Origin of the sequence: Brevundimonas sp. 357, assembly GCF_003938605.1 — a bacterium.
In the GTDB taxonomy this organism is placed as follows: Bacteria; Pseudomonadota; Alphaproteobacteria; order Caulobacterales; family Caulobacteraceae; genus Brevundimonas.
Genome location: NZ_RHWX01000017.1, coordinates 13,010 through 30,177 on the forward strand (window position 1 = coordinate 13,010; position 17,168 = coordinate 30,177).

A 17,168-nucleotide genomic window follows, 5' to 3' on the forward strand; every position below is an offset into this window, starting at 1 on the left:
GATTCAGGCCGGCGTTCATCCATGAAAAAGGGTCGGAAGCATGCGCTTCCGACCCTTTCTGCAGTTCCGGTCGAAACGGGGCTGTCTTACTTGCCGAACAGCTTGTTCCAGCGGCGCGGCTGGCGCTTCTTCCAGGCGCCGCGGTGATAGGCGTCCGAACCGATCAGCGGCACGACGGTCGTGGCTTCGGCGAAGACCATCTGTTCGTAGGTGGTCTGGACCTTGCCCCACGAGGCGGCTTCCTGCAGCGTCGAGGACGAGCAGGCGCCGTCGCGCACGTCGGCGACCGTGATCTGGACCGCATACTTGTGCATGTCGGCCTCGACGCCGAGAATCTCGGCGCAGACGACGGTGTCCTGGGCGAAGTTCTTCGGCACGCCGCCACCGACCATGAACAGGCCCGTGACGCCCGCCGCGATCTTGATGTCGGTCAGTTCGCGGAAGTCGGCGATCGCGTCCAGCATCATGTAGGGCTTGCCCTCGGCCATGCGCTCCTTCTGGTGCTTGACCAAGCCGAAACCGGCCGAGGAGTCGACGAAGGCCGGGCAGAAGATCGGCGCGCCTTCTTCATAGGCGGTTTGGATCAGCGAGCCGGGCTTCTTGGCGTTGCCTTCCGACAGCCACTTGCCCATCTCCCAGATGAACTCGCGCGAGGAATAGCCGCGCGGCTCCAGGCGGCTGGCGATCTCATAGATGGCGTGGTCGCAGGCCTGCAGCTCTTCTTCGTCGATGTAGGTGTCGTAGATGCGGTCGATGTAGTGCGAGCGCAGGATGTTGTCGTCCACCTGACCGGCGGCTTGATAGTGCTTGAAGCCCAGGGCTTCGAAGAAGTCCATGTCGACGATGGAGGCGCCGGTGGCGACCACGGCGTCGACCATGCCGAACTTCACCATGTCGCGGTAGACGTCCATGCAGCCGCCGGCCGAGGTCGAACCGGCCAGGATCAGCCACGGCGAGCAGGCCTGGTCTTCCAGGGCCATGTTGAAGATGTCGGCCGCGCGGGCGGTGTCGCGCGAGGAGAACGACATCTTGCGCATGGAATCGATGATCGGGCGCGCGTCGAAGCTGGTGATGTCGATGTGCTCGACGGTCGTGGCCAGGAGCTCCGCCTTGGCGTTGGAACGAACCGGTGCGTTCATCTCTCGGGTTTCCCTTTGGTTTGAGCGCCCGTCGTCAATAAGGAACAGCGGCCCGGACGGAGCGACGGGCCGCTGCTTGTACCAAAGCCTTGAGACATTTTTCAGTTCAAGGCGTGATGCGATGGATCAGCGCTTGCGCTTGCGCTGGCCCGCCTTGCCCTTGGGACGCGACAGGCGGACGACCTTGCGGGCGTTCTCCTCGGCCGTGGTGCGCACGGTCGGGATGGAGCGCGGCGCCAGGCCGTACATCGAGCCCATGGGGGCGTCCTCGACGGCGGCGATCTCGTGTTCGCCATAGCCGTTGAAGCCGGTCGACATGGCGACGCCGTAGGCGCCCATCATGCCGATCTCGATGAAGTCGCCTTCCTGGACATCGGCCGGCAGCCAGAACGGGCCCGGCATGTGGTCGATGCTGTCGCAGGTCGGACCATAGAAGCGATAGGGCTTCAACTCCGACGACGACTCTCCGTCCCGGACCAGCTTGGTCGGGAAGGGCCAGCGCGAGTGGGTGGCGTCGAACAGAGAGCCGTACGACCCGTCGTTCAGATAAAGGGCGTCGCCCTTGCGCAGGTCCACGCGGCACAGTACCGACGAGGCCTCGGCCACCAGCGCCCGGCCGGGCTCGCACCATAGCTCGGTCGTTTCCGACACCGGCATCTCGTTGAAGCCGCGATGGATGGCGTCGGCGTATTCGCTCAGGTCCGGCGGGACCATGCCCGGATAGACCGAAGGGAAGCCGCCGCCGACATCGACGATGTCGACGAAGACGCCCGCCTTCTTGATGGCGCGGCCGACCTGAGTCATCGCCGCCTCATAGGCCGAGGGGCGCATGCACTGCGAACCGACGTGGAAGCTGACGCCCATCTGACCGTCCTTGACCGCGTGGCGCGTGGCCTGCAGCAGGGCGGGGGCCTGGTCCGGCGAGACGCCGAACTTGCCCGACAGGGAATAGGCGGCGCCGTCCGCCGACACGCCCATGCGGACGATCAGGTTCAGGTCGTCGGCGTTGTCGGTAACGTCGAGGATCTTCTGCAGTTCGTCATGGCTGTCGAGCACGAAGGTGCGCACGCCGTGGTCGGCGTAGGCGGTCTTGATCGCGCCGCGGCTCTTGACCGGGTGCATGAAGGCCAGACGCGCGTTCGGGCTGACCGATCGAACCAGTTCGATCTCGGCCAGGGAGGCGACGTCGAAGGCGTTGACGCCGTTCTCGACCAGAACCTCGATGATCCAGCGCGAAGGGTTCGCCTTCACGGCATAGAAGACGTCGGCTTTTAGATTATCCTGGAACCACTGCGCCGCTACGGCAACGGAGCGGGGACGCACGAGTGCGACCGGACGCTCCGGGGACCGCTGACGGACCAGGTCCAGGGGAAGCTGGTACGTGTGCAATTCACGTAACCCCCTGATGATTGTTAACCCAGACCCGGCGTTAGCGGCGCAAGTAGGACCTACGGGGTCCGCCGGAACGCGCGATATGGGGGCATTGGACTGTCATGTAAAGTGGAAATTTCATGGCGGGGTTGCATGGCCTGCGCGCCGCAGCGCTTCGAGGAATCGGCGCCGCACTGGACGAAATCGACGCAGACATGCCATTAAGACTTGCCCTTGCGCCCGTCTCGCGTCATGCGGCGCCCCCTTTGTCGCAACCTCATCCATGGGTTCATGAGTTCTTCAACAGCCGCCGTCGCGTCCGTTCGCGACGTCTCGAAGACCTACGGGGCCAGAAAGGCGCTCGACGGCGTGTCCGTCGAGGTCGGCGCCGGTGAAATGGTCGCCCTGATCGGTCCATCCGGTTCGGGCAAGTCCACCCTGCTGCGTTCGATCACGGGTCTGCACCCCATCGATCCCGGCGGGACCATCACGGTCTTCGGCGAGGTCGTTCAGCAGAACGGCCGCGTCACAGGCGCCGTGCGCCGCGCGCGCAGCCGCCTGGGCATGATCTTCCAGCAGTTCAACCTGGTGGGACGGCTGAGCCTCTTCTCCAACGTCATGCTGGGCGCGCTTGGCCGTCTGCCGTCGTGGCGCGGCCTGTTCGGCGTCTGGCCGGGCGCGGACAAGGACAGGGCCATGGCGGCCCTTCACCGCGTCGGCGTGTCCGACTACGCCGCCCAGCGCGCCAACACCCTGTCGGGCGGTCAGCAGCAGCGCGGCGCCATCGCCCGCGCCATCGTCCAGGGCGCCCAGGCCATCCTGGCCGACGAGCCCGTCGCCTCGCTCGACCCCGTGTCAGCCCGCAAGGTCATGGAGCTTCTGGTCGAGCTGAACCAGCGCGACGGCATGGGCGTCATCGTCACCCTGCACCAGGTGGACTACGCCATCCGCTACTGCGACCGCGTCGTCGCCCTGCAGAAGGGCAAGGTCGTCTATGACGGTCCGTCCACGGGCCTGGACACGCAGCGCCTGATCGAAATCTACGGTCCCGAGTACGAGGACGCGTTCTGGGAAGCCAAGGCATGACCCGCATCGCCATCAATCGCCGCCTGCTGGGCGCCGCCGCCATCGCCGCCATGACCCTGGGCCTCGCCGCCTGCGGCAAGGGCGAAGAGGCCAAGTCGGGCGCCGCGCCCGGCGAAATCACCTTCTCCATCCTGTCGGCGGAAGGCCAGGCCTCGGCCGGCCCGCTGTGGCAGCCGCTGCTGGACGACATGTCCAAGGCGATCGGCGTGCCGGTGAAGCCCTACTTCGGCTCGAACTACACCGTCCTGGTCGAGGCCATGCGCGGCAACCACACCCAGGTCGGCTGGTTCTCGGCCAAGCCTGAGGTCGAGGCCATCGACCGCGCCAACGCCGAGGTCATCGCCCGCACCGTCAACCGTGAAGGGCTGGACTCCTATCAGTCGACCCTGATCGTCAAGAAGGGCTCGGGCATCACGCTGGACAAGGTGCTGGCCTGCGGCAAGCAGTACAATTTCGGCATCGGCGACGCCCAGTCGACCTCGGGCACGCTGGCGCCCATGACCTTCCTGTTCAACGCGCGCGGCGTCGTGCCGTCGCAGTGCTTCAAGACCGTGCGCTCGGCCAACCACCAGGCCAACGCCTTCGGCGTGGCCACCGGCGTGATCGACGTGGCGACCTCCAACAGCGTCAACCTGGTCTTCATGCGCCGCGAGAACGCCCAACTGGCCGATCAGATCGAGGAGATCTGGACCTCGCCGCCGGTGCCCGAGAGCGGCATCGTGGTGCGTGAGGATCTGGACCCGGCCCTGAAGGAAAAAATCCGCGGCTTCTTCCTGACCTACGGCCAGGGCGAAGGCCCCGAGGCCGAGCGCCAGCGCAAGGTGCTGGCGGGCCTGGAGTATTCGCGTTTCGCCCCGGCCGATGATTCCTACCTCAACCCGATCCGCGAGATGATCGCCGACCAGAAGCGCAGCGAAGCCGAGGCCAAGGGCGACAAGGCCGGCGTCGCCGCCGCCGAAGCCGAGCTTCAGCGCCTGCGCAGCCTGCGTGAGGTCCAACCTTGACCGCAGCTCCGCTTCCGACGTCGCCGGTTCCGGCCGCGCCGCAAAAGTCCACCGTCTCCTGGGCGATGGACGTCCTGGTCTGGGGCGGCGTGATCGCCGTCCTGCTGTACAGTGTCGACGCCGTCGACCTGGGCAACATCTCGCGCCTGTTCTCGGGCAACGACAGCATGAAGCTGTTCGTCCACGACCTGCTGCGTCCGGACTTCTCCGACTGGAGGATATTCGTCGCCAAGATGTGGGAGACGGTCCAGATCGCCCTGTGGGGCACCTTCCTGGCCGTGCTGTTCGGCATTCCGCTGGGTCTGGCCGCCGCTCGCAACATGGCGCCCGCCTGGGTCGTGACGCCGGTGCGTTGGCTGATGAACCTGCTGCGCTCGGTGCCGGATCTGGTGATCGGCTTGCTGTTCGTCACCGCCGTGGGCCTGGGTCCGCTGGCCGGCGTCCTGGCCATCACCCTGAACACGGCCGGCGTTCTGGCCAAGCTGTTCTCCGAAGCGGTCGAGTCGATCGACAAGGGTCCGGTCGAGGGCGTGCGCGCCACCGGCGCGTCCAAGCTGCACGAGATCGTCTGGGGCGTGATTCCCCAGGTGGCCCCGCTGTGGACCTCCTTCGCCCTCTATCGTTTCGAATCGAACAGCCGCTCGGCCACCGTGCTGGGCCTGATCGGGGCGGGCGGCATCGGCCAGGTGCTGTTCGACAGCATGAACGCCTTCAACTTCAAGGCCGTGTCCGCCATCGTCATCATCGTGGTCATCGCCGTGACCCTGATCGACACCCTGTCCCAGGTCATGCGCAAGCGCCTGCTCTGACGACGTATCCGGCAGGTTTGCCCTGACTGTCACAAAGGTCTGGCCGGACCGTCACAAACTCCTGCTTATAAGCGTCGCACACTGACGACTGGAGAAGGTCCGGCCATGATCCGTACACTGAAGTTCACGGCCTGCGCGGCCGCCGTCCTGGCCCTGGCGGCCTGCGGCAACAACGAGGGCGGCGCCCCCGGTTCGCAGAAGGCCCGCACGGGCATCTGGGCCGCCGGCTCCTCGACCGTCTTCCCCTTCGCCACCCGCGTGGCCGAGACCTTCGCCCGCAACGGCGGCGGTTCGGCGCCCCGTGTCGAATCCCTGGGCACCGGCGGCGGCATCCAGGCCTTCTGCTCGGGCGTCGGCCCCTCGACCCCGGACATCGCCAACGCCTCGCGTCCGATGAAGCAGAGCGAGTTCGACCGCTGCGTCGAGAACGGCGTCACCGACATCGTCGAGATCAAGATCGGCTACGACGGCATCGTCGTCGCCACCGCCCGCACGGGCCAGAGCTTCAACCTCGAGCTGAACGACCTCTATGAAGCCCTGGCCAAGGAAACGCCGGGCGCCGACGGCCAGCTGGGCGCCAACGCCGTCAAGACCTGGAACGAGGTCAACAAGGCCCTGCCGGCCACCCGCATCCAGGTCTACGGCCCGCCGCCGACCTCGGGCACGCGCGACGCCTTCCTGGAGCTGGGCATGGCGCCGGGCGCTAAGCTGATCCCGGCCGTCGCCGCCATCGAGAAGCAGGACAAGACCCGCTTCGAAACCGTGGCTCACACCCTGCGTGAAGACGGCGCCTGGATCGACTCGGGCGAGAACGACAACGCCATCGTCCAGACCCTGACCCGCACGCCGGGCTCGCTGGGCGTGTTCGGCTTCTCCTTCCTCGAGCAGAACATGGACACGGTGAAGGCCGAGACCATCGACGGCGTGGCCCCCTCGGTCGCCACCATCGCCGACGGCTCCTATCCGCTGGCCCGCAGCCTCTACATCTACGTCAAGAAGGCCCACATCGGCGTGACGCCGGGTCTCGAACAGTTCGTTCAGGAGTTCATGTCCGAAGGCGCCGCCGGTCGCGGCGGCTATCTGCAGGATCGCGGCCTGGTGCCGCTGGTCGCCGACGAACTGGCCGCCGAACGCGCCAAGGCCTCGGCCATGACCTCCATGGCCCGCCCGAACTAGGATCCGTAGCCATTTGAGTTGGCGCTGCTGCTGTGATTCGAGTGCCTTGGAGGCTTGGATCACAGCGGGTCATGTCTAGTTGCTGGATGCGTGGGCGGCGATGGAGCTGAACATTCCCAGGGTCTATACGGGCAAGCGGCATGTGAATGATTGCCGAGTGATTTCCGTCATCGTGCATCGGTGCGCGAAGGCCCTCGCTGGCGGATTCGCTACTTCGTTGAACGCCGACGGATAGAGACCATAGACACCCGACAGAGCGCGCCAGCGAGGGCCAAAATCGGCTCTTCGGTCAAGACGCACCGCTTGGAGGCCAGCGCAAAAAGGGGAGAGGCGCTCCACGCCATGGACCAGTCGCGCGCCGGCTGAACGGTCAAGGTCCATAGGCTGGTGGACAAGGCGAGCTGGCCTCGTGTCGTGCGTTTTCGTCTGGTCAGGCTTCACACACCGTCACCGCAGTCAGGCTCTGGACCAAATGAGTCCGAGCTCTAGTATAGTCAGTTGCCTAGGCGCGCCGACGAGCTGGTTCGCGAAGTTGCTGAGCCTCGCGATTCAGACGCGGTGTGCTCGATCTGTCGATTTTTAAAGGCTTAACTCTCCGCGCAAGGTGCGCCGGAGGTATGCGCCGTGACTATCGCGAATGACATGGCTTGGCTCTACATCGGTTGCTCGCCAATAGTGAACGACGAGGCTCTTTCGTGTCAGGGAGAAATCTCGAATGGCAGATCCTCCGTGGATCAACTGGCCATGCCAGATAAATGCATCGCCAGCATTGCAGACTAAATCTCGACGCTGAAGCGATCTCTTTGTTATTTCATTCTCCAAGTATTCCATACAATGTTCCGCTTCGGCAGCAATTATATTGAGGCGACCGTCCGAGAACTTGTATGGCGGTATGCGTTGGCTTCCAGGTATAAAGAATATGGGGCCATTGTTGGTGTGTACGGAATCAAGAGCTATGCTGACAGCGACCATCGGCCCTCCGTTAGGCGCTGGCATGTACCAACTGTCGATGTGAGCGTCCTGTTGACTGCCGCGTGCAAAATTTAGAGAATTGCAGATAACCGGCTCTCCATCTAGGAAATCGGTAACAGCTTTCCGTATCGGTGGAGAATAGGCCAAATCTCGAATGACGGGGTTGTGTAGGAAAAGATTGTTAAGCTTGTAAGCTTCGTTACGAGTCTCGGCGGGAGCTTCTTGCATCAAGAACGTTCGGCCAGCGTAGTTGCCCGTCAGAATATCCAGTTGGTGGATATTCCCTTCACGACGTTCCCATTGTTCGTCGATTAAAGTCTCAACTGAGCCAATCTGTACGGGGCTGACTGCGCTCTTTAGGAGTGCGTAGCCATCATTTCGCCACGTTCTTTTCAGGGATGATGGAAGGGGCGGAAGAAAACGACGAAAATCCAGCATCGTACTCGTTCTGTAGGCTTTATGTCTGTTCGCTGATTTAGCTCTGGCAGAGTTAGAGCCAATCTAGCCGCGACGATGTATATGGCGCGTACGGGTGAATGAGGCTCGTGTGTACGAAGGAGAGGGGCGTTGCAAGCGTTCAAGCGTCTGGCGCGTTGGTTTGCCGGTTCAAACGATACTCCGCTTAGAGCTCAGGGCCGGGTCGCTGCATCAGAGCGTCGTTGGAACGACGCTATCAGCGCCTTTCGTCGCCATTTAAAGATGCGTCCGAAAGATATGCAAACATGGCTGAGGTTGGCGAATGTGCTGAAGGATGCGGGTGAGTTTGCAGAGGCCGAGCGGATTTATGAGCATGTCGTCACGTTTCGCCCGGAAAACCCTCAAGCATGGCTGAACCGCGGTCATTTGGCGAAACTGGACGGTCGAATCCAAGATGCGTTCCGGTATTTTATTCTAAGTTTTCAGTTGGATGGTAACGGTGATGCCGGACGCCAGGTGCGAGCTTTGTGCCCCCATATTGATCTCACGACAGCTCCCATGGCGCCAAGGGCTGGCGGCTCAATGTTTGGGCGTGTTGATGCCTTGAATGGTCGCATTCTGACGGGATGGGCTGTTGATCCTGATCTCCCCGCGGGGGCGGCGGAAGTGGAGGTTCGTCAGGGGGGAGTCGTTATCGGGCGGGCAATGACCGATGTTTCGCGGCCCGACGTTTCTGCAGCGGGCTTAGGCGGCGAGAATGCAGGTTTTCGAATCGCACTCTCTCCACTTTATAGTCGTGAGAACGGCCCAATAAGTGTTAAATTGTATCGTTGTGGTATTGATCTAATCAATTCTCCTTTTGTGCCTCCGGCGCATGATGTTATTTCTATGTGGATAGATAGGTGGCCGGCCGAAAAAGTTTCGGAAATAAAAAATTCTGTTGAGTACAGCAAAGTCACAACAGGTAATATTATTCTAAGTATAGTTATGCCTATTTATAATGCGAATCTTGAATGGCTTTCCGAGGCTATAGAGAGTGTCGTGTCCCAGATTTCTGATAACTGGGAGCTTGTTTGTGTAGATGACGGTTCTGAATGTGATGCCGTCATCAGTCTTGTTCAAGAATATGTAAAAAAATATGAAAACATAAAATACATACGATTGTCTAAAAATTCAGGAATATCTTCAGCTACAAATGTTGGTATATCAGAATCTTCTGGTGATTATATAGCGTTCATGGATCAGGATGATATTCTTGAGCCTGATGCCGTTTTCAGAATTTTAGATGCCGCCAGTGCGGGAGTAGATTTAATTTACAGTGACGAAGCCATAATAGAAATGGATCGAGACTGCGTTGTTGGCTTCGCTCTTCGGCCATCGTTTTCATATGATTATTATCTTTCTCACCCATATTTTGTCCATTTTGTGTCTGTACGTAGATCAATTGCTGTAAAACTAGGAGGTCTTGATGAGAGTATGAGTATATCGATGGATGTTGATTTTATGTTACGTGTTATAGAAGAGTCGTGTTCTGTATCTCATGTTCCTGCAGTTCTTTATCGTTGGAGAACTCACCCAGGTAGTGCGGGGCATAAGAGTGCTTCTATTGTGACTGAGGCTACAGTAGCAGCGCTTGAGCGGCACCACGCTCGTATGGGGCGTGATATGGTTGTTTCGCCTGGAAAAACGTTTAATACATTTAAAAATGACAATATAAATAATTTTGGTCGGATTTTGGCTGTTGTGCCAACTAAAGACCGAATTGATCTTATTAAACCATGTATCGAAAGTGTCTTAAAAACATCTGGAGATGATCTCGATATTGTTATTATTGATCACCAGTCGACTGATGTTGCTGTGGTCAATTTTATTAAAAATTGTGACCCTAGAGTTAAATCAATGATTTATGAGGGGGAATTCAATTACTCTAAAATGAACAATCTCGCGTTCGAACGGTTCGGTGACGGGTACGACTATGTCCTTTTCTTGAACAACGACATTGAGGCCATTGAGCCTGGCTGGGTTGAACGTATGCGAGGGCTCTGTAGTCGGGATGGAGTCGGTATCGTGGGAGCGGTGTTGTTGTACGCTGACGACAGCGTTCAGCACGGCGGGGTGGTTCTTGGCGTGGGGGGGGTGGCGGAGCATCTCTACCGAGGCGAGCCGTTCATGCACGGCGGGGGCCGGAACCCTGGGCACTTAAGTGGGTTGGTTTCCGTCAGGGACTGTATGGCGGTTACCGGGGCGTGTCTGATGATCCGCGCTGAGACGTTCAAGGCCGTGAACGGCTTTGATGAAGCCTTACCTGTTGGATTTAATGATGTTGATCTATGCTTAAGAGTGAAGCAGGCGGGAAAGAAGGTGCTAATCGATAGCCACGCCGTATTATATCACTACGAATCCGCCACGCGAACATGCTCCCGTCAGTTGGAGCACCCGCTAGATACAGAAAGAATGAAGCAGAAATGGTCGGCCGTAATCTCGGAAGGCGATCCTTTTTATCATCCATTCTTTGGTTGGGAGAGTCGCGCGATGTATCTTCCTGTTGGGGCGCTGTCTGAATACCACGCGCCGCGTGTCACCAAACTGCGGTAGTTTAGGCCGCGCGCCGCCGCAGCCGCGCCACCCGGCGCAGGCGGCGCCAGAAGCGGCCGCGCGCGGGCTCGGGATAGGGCTGCAGATTCTCGATGAACTGCTCGGCCGAGGCGCGCCAACTGAACTTTTCCGCATAGGCGCGGACGTCCTTGCGATCCAACTCCAGGCACTTCAGGCAGGCGGTCTTCAGGTCGTCGTCGATGAAGCCCGCGCCCGAGCCGGGGATGATGTCGATCGGGCCGTGCGCCGGATAGGCGGCGACCGGCGTGCCGGTGCCCATAGCTTCCAGAATCACCAGACCGAAGGTGTCGGTCCAGCTGGGGAAGACGAAGGCGTCGGCGTCGGCGAAGCAGCGCGCCAGATCCTCGCCGAACTTGGCGCCGAGGAATTTCGCGTCGGGGTATTTTTCCTCAAGCTCAGCGCGGGCCGGGCCGTCGCCGACGATGATCTTGGTGCCGGGCAGGTCCAGGCCGAGGAAGGTCTCGATGTTCTTCTCGACCGCCACCCGGCCGACATTGAGGAAGAAGGGGCGGGGCCAGTTCTCGCCGCCTATCTCCTTGTAGATCGGCTCTAGGTCGGGTCGGAACAGCTCGGTGTCCACGCCGCGCGTCCAGGGCGAGACGTTCTTGAAGCCGTGCTCCACCAGTTCGTCGCGCAGGGTCGGGGTGGCGACCATCAGCCGGCCCGACGGCTTGTGGAACCACTTCATATAGGCGTAGCCGACCTGCACCGGGATCGGGAAACGGGCCGAGACGTATTCCGGGAATTTGGTGTGGTAGCTGGTCGTGAACGGCAGCTTCCACTCCACGCAGATGCGCCGCGTGGCGATGCCCAGGGGGCCTTCGGTGGCGATGTGGACGGCTTCGGGCTCGAAGGCGCGCAGGCGTTCGCGAATCTCTTCCTCAGCGCCCAGGGCCAGGCGGATCTCGGGATAGGTCGGGCAGGGGATGGTCTTGAACTGGCTGGGTTCGATGACCTCGACCTCATGGCCCATGGCGCGGCATTCGGCCACGGTGCGGGTCAGGGTGCGGACGACGCCGTTGACCTGAGGCTCCCAGGCGTCGGTGACCAGTACAATGCGCATGAAGTCGATAGGGCCTTGAGCCGTTTCGCGAAGGCGAAACTTCTAGACGCTCCGCATGACGAAGGCGAGACGGCATGATAGGAAGCGAGCTTCGGTTCGTTCACCTCTTCGGGAACGGCGGCGCTTGATGGGGCTGTTTCAGGGCGACTCTTCAGGCGCGCTCTAGGTGTGATCGAAGACTATCCAATCAATGTCACGATCATACGATGCACATTCGGATGAAACCGCCATATACGCGGAAATTCATAGGATGAGAGTCATGACGCCGACCGATCTTCGCCATTGGGATGAGTTGGACCGGAACAAGTACCGGGACGAACGTGAGGTGGTGGCCGAACTGCTGGCCTCCGAACCGCTAACGCCTGAGGGTCGTGCGGCGGTCCTGAACGATGCTGTCGGCCTGGTCGAAAGCGCCCGCAAGAGCCAGAAGCGCCAGGGCGTGGTCGAAAGCTTCCTGCAGGAGTTCAGCCTGGGCACCCGCGAGGGCCTGGCCCTGATGTGCCTGGCCGAGGCCTTGCTGCGCACGCCGGACGCGAGCACCCGCGACCGCCTGATCGCCGAGAAGATCGGTTCGGCCGACTGGGCCTCGCACCTGGGCCAGTCGGACAGCCTGTTCGTCAACGCCTCGACCTGGGGTCTGATGCTGACCGGCAAACTGGTCGATGTCGATGACGAGGCCCGCAGTGACCTGCCGGGCTTCCTGAAGCGCATCGCCGGCCGTCTGGGCGAGCCGGTCATCCGTCAGGCCGTCGCCACCGCCGTGAAGATCATGGGCGAGCAGTTCGTCGTCGGCCGCACCATCGAGAGCGCGCTGAAGCGGTCGGACCGCGAGGAATGGCTGTGCAGCTTCGACATGCTGGGCGAGGGCGCCCGCACCGCCGCCGACGCCGAACGCTATGAAAAGATCTACGCCGACGCCATCGAGGCCGTGGGCAAGACCGCCAAGGGCGAAGGCCCTGAGCGCGGCCACGGCGTCTCGGTCAAGCTGTCGGCCCTGTCGCCGCGCTATCAGGCGGTGCAGGAGGACAGGGTGTGGGAAGAGCTGTATCCCCGCATCCTGCGTCTGGCGCTGATCGCCGCCAAATACGACATCAACTACACCATCGACGCCGAAGAGGCCGACCGTCTGGCCCTGTCGCTGAAGCTGCTGGAGCGGCTGGCCCGCGAACCGGCGCTGGGCGACTGGCAGGGACTTGGTCTCGCCGTTCAGGCTTATCAGAAGCGCACGACCGAGACGGTGGCCAAGCTGGCCGAACTGGCCAAGTCCTCGGGCCGCCGCCTGATGGTGCGTCTGGTCAAGGGCGCCTATTGGGACACCGAGATCAAGCTGGCCCAGGTCAACGGCCGCACCGACTATCCGGTCTTCACGACCAAGCCGGCGACCGACCTGAACTATCTCGTCTGCGCCAAGGCGTTGATCGAGGCCTCTCCCCACATCTTCTGCCAGTTCGCCACCCACAACGCCCACACCCTGGCCGCGGTGCATCGCATGGCCGCCGATCGCGGCGTGACCATCGAGTTCCAGCGCCTGCACGGCATGGGCGAGGCCCTCTATGACGGGGCTAAGGCCGAGTGGGGCGACGTGGTCGTGCGCGCCTACGCTCCCGTCGGCGGCCACGAAGAACTGCTGCCCTACCTGGTGCGCCGCCTGCTGGAAAACGGCGCCAACTCCTCCTTCGTCCACGCCCTGCTGGACGAACGCGTGCCTGCGGCCGACGTGGCCGCCGATCCCATCACCTCGGTCGAGGCTCAGCCCGACCGCCATCCGAAGATCCCTGTACCCATGAACATCTACGGTGACCGTCAGAACTCCCTCGGCCGCGACTATTCGCAGGCGACCGACCGTGAGCGCCATGCGGCCGCCCTGGAGCGCGTCGACAGCGAGAAGCTGACCGCCGGCCCGATCATCGGCGGCAAGCTGCGCGCCGGCGTGAATCCGCAGGACGTCACCAACCCCTACGACCGCACCCGCATCCTGGGCCACGTGTCGGAAGCCTCGGTCGAGGACGTCGACGCCGCCGTCAACGCCGCCGCCAATGCTCAGCTCGCCTGGGACCGTCTGGGCGGCGCAGGCCGCGCGCCCGTCCTGCGCGCCATGGCCGACGCCCTGGAAGCCGACCTCGATCGTCTGGTCGCCCTGCTGTCGCGTGAAGCGGGCAAGACGCTGAACGACGGCGTGGCCGAGGTGCGCGAAGCCGCTGACTTCTGCCGCTACTACGCCCTGCTGGCCGAGCGCGATTTCGGCGGCCGCCAGACCCTGAAGGGCCCGACCGGCGAGACGAACGAACTGGTCCTGCATGGCCGCGGCGTCTTCGCCTGCATCAGCCCGTGGAACTTCCCGCTGGCCATCTTCACCGGCCAGATCGCCGCCGCCCTCGCCGCCGGCAACGCCGTGGTGGCCAAGCCCGCCGAGCAGACGCCGCTGATCGCCGCCGAAGCCGTGCGCCTCTACTACAAGGCCGGTCTGAACCCCGACCTGCTGGCTCTGGTCCCCGGCCGCGGCGAGACCGTCGGCGTGGCCCTGACCGGCCACCCGGGCATCGACGGCGTCGCCTTTACCGGCGGCACCGACACCGCCTCGAGCATCAACCGCGGCCTGGCCGCGCGTCCGGGCGCCATCATCCCCTTCATCGCCGAGACGGGCGGTCTGAACGGCATGTTCGTCGACACCACGGCGCTGAAGGAACAAATCATCGACGACGTCATTCTGTCGGCTTTCGGTTCGGCCGGTCAGCGTTGCTCGGCCCTGCGCGTCCTCTATGCGCCCAAGGATTCGGCCGACGCCCTGATCGAGGGCCTGAAGGGCGCCCTGGCGGCCCAGGTGCTCGGCGACCCGACCGACGCCAGGACCGACATCGGCCCGGTGATCGACGCCGAAAGCCGCGCCAACCTGGAAGCCCACGTCGAGCGCCTGTCCAAGGAAGCCAAGATCATCGCCCGCGCCGAACTGCCGGCCGGCGCCGACAAGGGCGACCTGTTCGCCCCGACCATCGCCGAGATCCCGACCCCGGACTTCCTCGAGCGCGAAGTCTTCGGCCCGATCCTGCACGTCTACCGTTATGAGCCGAAGGATCTGGAAAAGGTCGCGGGCAAGCTGGCGGCGCGCGGCTTCGGCCTGACGCTGGGCGTCCACAGCCGCATCGACGCCTTCGCCAAGGAAGTGATGGAGCTGGTCCCGGCGGGCAACGTCTACGTCAACCGTTCCATCATCGGCGCGGTGGTCGGCGTGCAACCGTTCGGCGGCGAAGGCCTCAGCGGCACCGGTCCCAAGGCGGGCGGCCCCAACAGCCTCATCCGCTACGCCGCCGAAAAGGCCATCAGCATCAACATCGCCGCCCAGGGCGGCGATCCTGCGCTGTTGAATTTGTAAATATCGAGGGTCTGATCCTGAGGCCGCGCTAGATAATTGAGAAAGCCCTAATTCGGACTCGTGAAGTTTCCAGGTCGGCTGCCTGTACGTTCCGTCTTTGGGCGTGCTAGGCAGCGGCACGCCATTTTTCGCTGAGGCTATTTATGAGCATGCCGAGTATGTCATTGGGGTCGATTTCAAGGCAGTTCAGCATCATCAGGGCGTTGATGATGCGTGAGATGGTTACTCGGTTTGGGCGAGAGGGTTTGGGTTTCCTGTGGCTCATAGGTGAGCCGCTGATGTTCTGTGGCGGCGTGTTGATCATGTGGTCAATTATCAAGCCAAGCTATGAACATGGAATCCGCGTAGGTCCATTCTTAATGACTGGATATATGTCACTTCTGTTGCTTCGACATCAGATTAGCTACCTGCAGGGCACCATCCAAGGAAATATAGGAATTTTGTATCACGGTAAGGTGAAGGTGTTTCACCTATTTTTTTCCAGGATAGCGTTGGAATTCTGGGGTGCTACTGGGGCTTTCTTGTTTGTATATATTGTCCTGATCATCATTAACCAGGTTGGTTTGCCTAAAGATATTCTTTTACTTTATTCGGGGTGGGGTCTTATGGCGCTCGTAAGTTGCGGCACGGGACTTGTTATGGCAGGTGTTTCCCTAAGGTCAGAAATTGCTGAGCGCATAACCCCGCTGCTGACCTATCTTCTTATCCCGATCTCTGGGGCGTTTTTCATGGTTTCATGGATTCCGAGCCAATATCGAGATTTGTATCTCTTGATCCCCTTTCCGCATGCGATTGAAATGATCCGGGCGGGCGTTTTTGGCGAGTTCGTAGAAACTCACTATAACCCCGTGTATGTCTTTTGCTGGGGCATCGTGCTTAATGTTTTTGGGCTTCTTTTGGTGTCGGACGCCCGTGATCGTGTTGATATTGAGTAAGATGGCCGTGGATTTTTTTAGCTTTATGGAACTGAAATGACCCAGTCCCGCCTCGAGTATCTTGGTCCCTCGGCGGGGCAGGCTCCGCGAGCCAAGCCCACGATTTGGGCACGGCTTCCCATCGCCTTTATCATTGTTGTGGTCGTCCCCACGCTCCTGGCGGCGATTTACTACCTGCTGATTGTTACGCCGCGCTATGTGTCAGAGGCGCGGTTTGTCGTTCGCACTGCTCAATCTGGGGGGCCGGGCGCCATCGGCGCCGCCTTGCAGGGGGTCGGTTTAGCGCCAGCGCAGGTCGAAACTTTTGCGGTTCATGAGTATGCGACGTCTTCAGACAGCATTCGCAACCTCAAGCAAAACTATGATCTCGCGAAAATTTATGCTCCGCGCGGTCTGGATATCCTGTCTGGATATCCGCGCTTCGGCGAGGCCGCCAATGCAGACGCTCTTCAAAAGGCTATGCGGCGGTATGTGACTGTTGGATATGATTCGACGACAGGCATAAGCACGATTCGTGTTCAAGCTTTCAGGTCTGCAGATGCACGAGATCTGGCGACAGCTTTGCTAGAGAGCGGTGAGGCGCTCGTAAATCGGCTTAATGAGCGTGCGACGAATGATGCGGTGGAAGCTGCACGTCAGGCTCAGGTGCGTGCGACTGAGCGTCTTGCCGAGGCTCAGAATAGCATGACGGCGTTCCGTAGTGAGGAGCGTTTTATTGATCCAGCGACCACATTGAATCCCACCAGTCAGGTGGTCGGCAGTCTGATGGCTTCAGTTGCGCAATTGCGTGCTGAACGTGATCAGATAGCGCGCGAGGCTCCGCAAAGCCCCCAACTCGGGGCCCTGGATGGCAGGATTGCCGGTTTGGAAAAGCAGATCGCTGGCGCCCAGGAACGTATGACCGGCGGAGCGGAATCTCTGGCGCCGCAGGTCGGAGCCTATGAGCGTTTGGTATTTAATCGGGAACTCGCTAGTCGTGAGTTGGCCAGCGCTTCTGCTGCATTGCTTGCAGCCGAACAGTCGGCAGGTCAGAAGAAGCTTTACTTGGAGCGCATCGTTGAGCCGAGCCTTCCTGAGGCGTCGTCGAAGCCTCGCCGTTGGTTTTCCATTCTCTCGGTTTTGGTGTCTACGCTGTTTGCCTATGGTCTTGGCTGGTTGATCTGGTCGGGTGTTCGCGAACACAGGCAGGATTGATGTCGCATTCGTCACC

The 17,168-nt window shown here is 61.2% G+C and carries 12 protein-coding genes; 8 read left to right on the plus strand and 4 right to left on the minus strand.

What is annotated here, in order from left to right:
• Nucleotides 1–86 precede the first annotated feature (86 nt).
• Nucleotides 87–1,139: a deoxyhypusine synthase gene (locus EGK63_RS14220; RefSeq protein ID WP_125902033.1), complete on the minus strand. Its 1,053-nt coding sequence runs from the start codon at nt 1,137–1,139 to the stop codon at nt 87–89.
• Nucleotides 1,140–1,265: 126 nt separating this feature from the next.
• Nucleotides 1,266–2,528: a type III PLP-dependent enzyme gene (locus EGK63_RS14225; RefSeq protein ID WP_125902034.1), complete on the minus strand. Its 1,263-nt coding sequence runs from the start codon at nt 2,526–2,528 to the stop codon at nt 1,266–1,268.
• A gap of 273 nt (nt 2,529–2,801) precedes the next feature.
• Here EGK63_RS14225 and phnC point away from each other — a divergent pair, with 273 nt between their 5' ends.
• From phnC to EGK63_RS14245, 4 genes are all read left to right on the plus strand, one after another.
• Nucleotides 2,802–3,596 (plus strand): phosphonate ABC transporter ATP-binding protein, encoded by a 795-nt coding sequence (gene phnC / locus EGK63_RS14230; protein ID WP_125902035.1) that lies wholly within the window; start codon nt 2,802–2,804, stop codon nt 3,594–3,596.
• Entirely contained in the window at nt 3,593–4,600 is a 1,008-nt protein-coding gene (gene phnD, locus EGK63_RS14235) for a phosphate/phosphite/phosphonate ABC transporter substrate-binding protein (RefSeq protein ID WP_125902036.1), read from the plus strand. Before phnC ends, phnD begins: the two co-directional genes overlap by 4 nt.
• A gap of 65 nt (nt 4,601–4,665) precedes the next feature.
• Nucleotides 4,666–5,409 (plus strand): phosphonate ABC transporter, permease protein PhnE, encoded by a 744-nt coding sequence (gene phnE / locus EGK63_RS14240; protein ID WP_125902070.1) that lies wholly within the window; start codon nt 4,666–4,668, stop codon nt 5,407–5,409.
• A gap of 105 nt (nt 5,410–5,514) precedes the next feature.
• On the plus strand, nt 5,515–6,585 hold the full coding sequence (locus EGK63_RS14245; RefSeq protein ID WP_125902037.1) for a substrate-binding domain-containing protein: 1,071 nt from the start codon (nt 5,515–5,517) through the stop codon (nt 6,583–6,585).
• A gap of 579 nt (nt 6,586–7,164) precedes the next feature.
• Here EGK63_RS14245 and EGK63_RS14250 read toward each other — a convergent pair.
• Nucleotides 7,165–7,995, minus strand: coding sequence for a phytanoyl-CoA dioxygenase family protein (locus EGK63_RS14250; protein ID WP_125902038.1), 831 nt, complete (start codon nt 7,993–7,995; stop codon nt 7,165–7,167).
• Between the two features lie 129 nt (nt 7,996–8,124).
• Between EGK63_RS14250 and EGK63_RS14255 the strand changes: the two genes are divergently transcribed.
• Nucleotides 8,125–10,569: a glycosyltransferase gene (locus tag EGK63_RS14255; protein WP_125902039.1), complete on the plus strand. Its 2,445-nt coding sequence runs from the start codon at nt 8,125–8,127 to the stop codon at nt 10,567–10,569.
• A gap of 1 nt (nt 10,570) precedes the next feature.
• Here EGK63_RS14255 and EGK63_RS14260 read toward each other — a convergent pair whose 3' ends face one another.
• A complete protein-coding gene (locus tag EGK63_RS14260) occupies nt 10,571–11,653 on the minus strand; it encodes a glycosyltransferase family 1 protein (protein WP_125902040.1) in 1,083 nt (360 codons plus the stop codon).
• Nucleotides 11,654–11,912: 259 nt separating this feature from the next.
• Here EGK63_RS14260 and putA point away from each other — a divergent pair, with 259 nt between their 5' ends.
• The 3 genes from putA (at nt 11,913) to EGK63_RS14275 (ending at nt 17,152) form a co-directional block, all read left to right on the plus strand.
• On the plus strand, nt 11,913–15,023 hold the full coding sequence (gene putA, locus EGK63_RS14265; protein ID WP_243637703.1) for a bifunctional proline dehydrogenase/L-glutamate gamma-semialdehyde dehydrogenase PutA: 3,111 nt from the start codon (nt 11,913–11,915) through the stop codon (nt 15,021–15,023).
• Between the two features lie 143 nt (nt 15,024–15,166).
• Nucleotides 15,167–15,958 (plus strand): ABC transporter permease, encoded by a 792-nt coding sequence (locus tag EGK63_RS14270; protein ID WP_207896394.1) that lies wholly within the window; start codon nt 15,167–15,169, stop codon nt 15,956–15,958.
• A gap of 36 nt (nt 15,959–15,994) precedes the next feature.
• The gene (locus EGK63_RS14275) at nt 15,995–17,152 is read left to right on the plus strand and encodes a chain-length determining protein (protein ID WP_125902042.1); all 1,158 of its coding nucleotides are present in this window, start codon (nt 15,995–15,997) and stop codon (nt 17,150–17,152) included.
• Nucleotides 17,153–17,168: the final 16 nt, after the last annotated feature.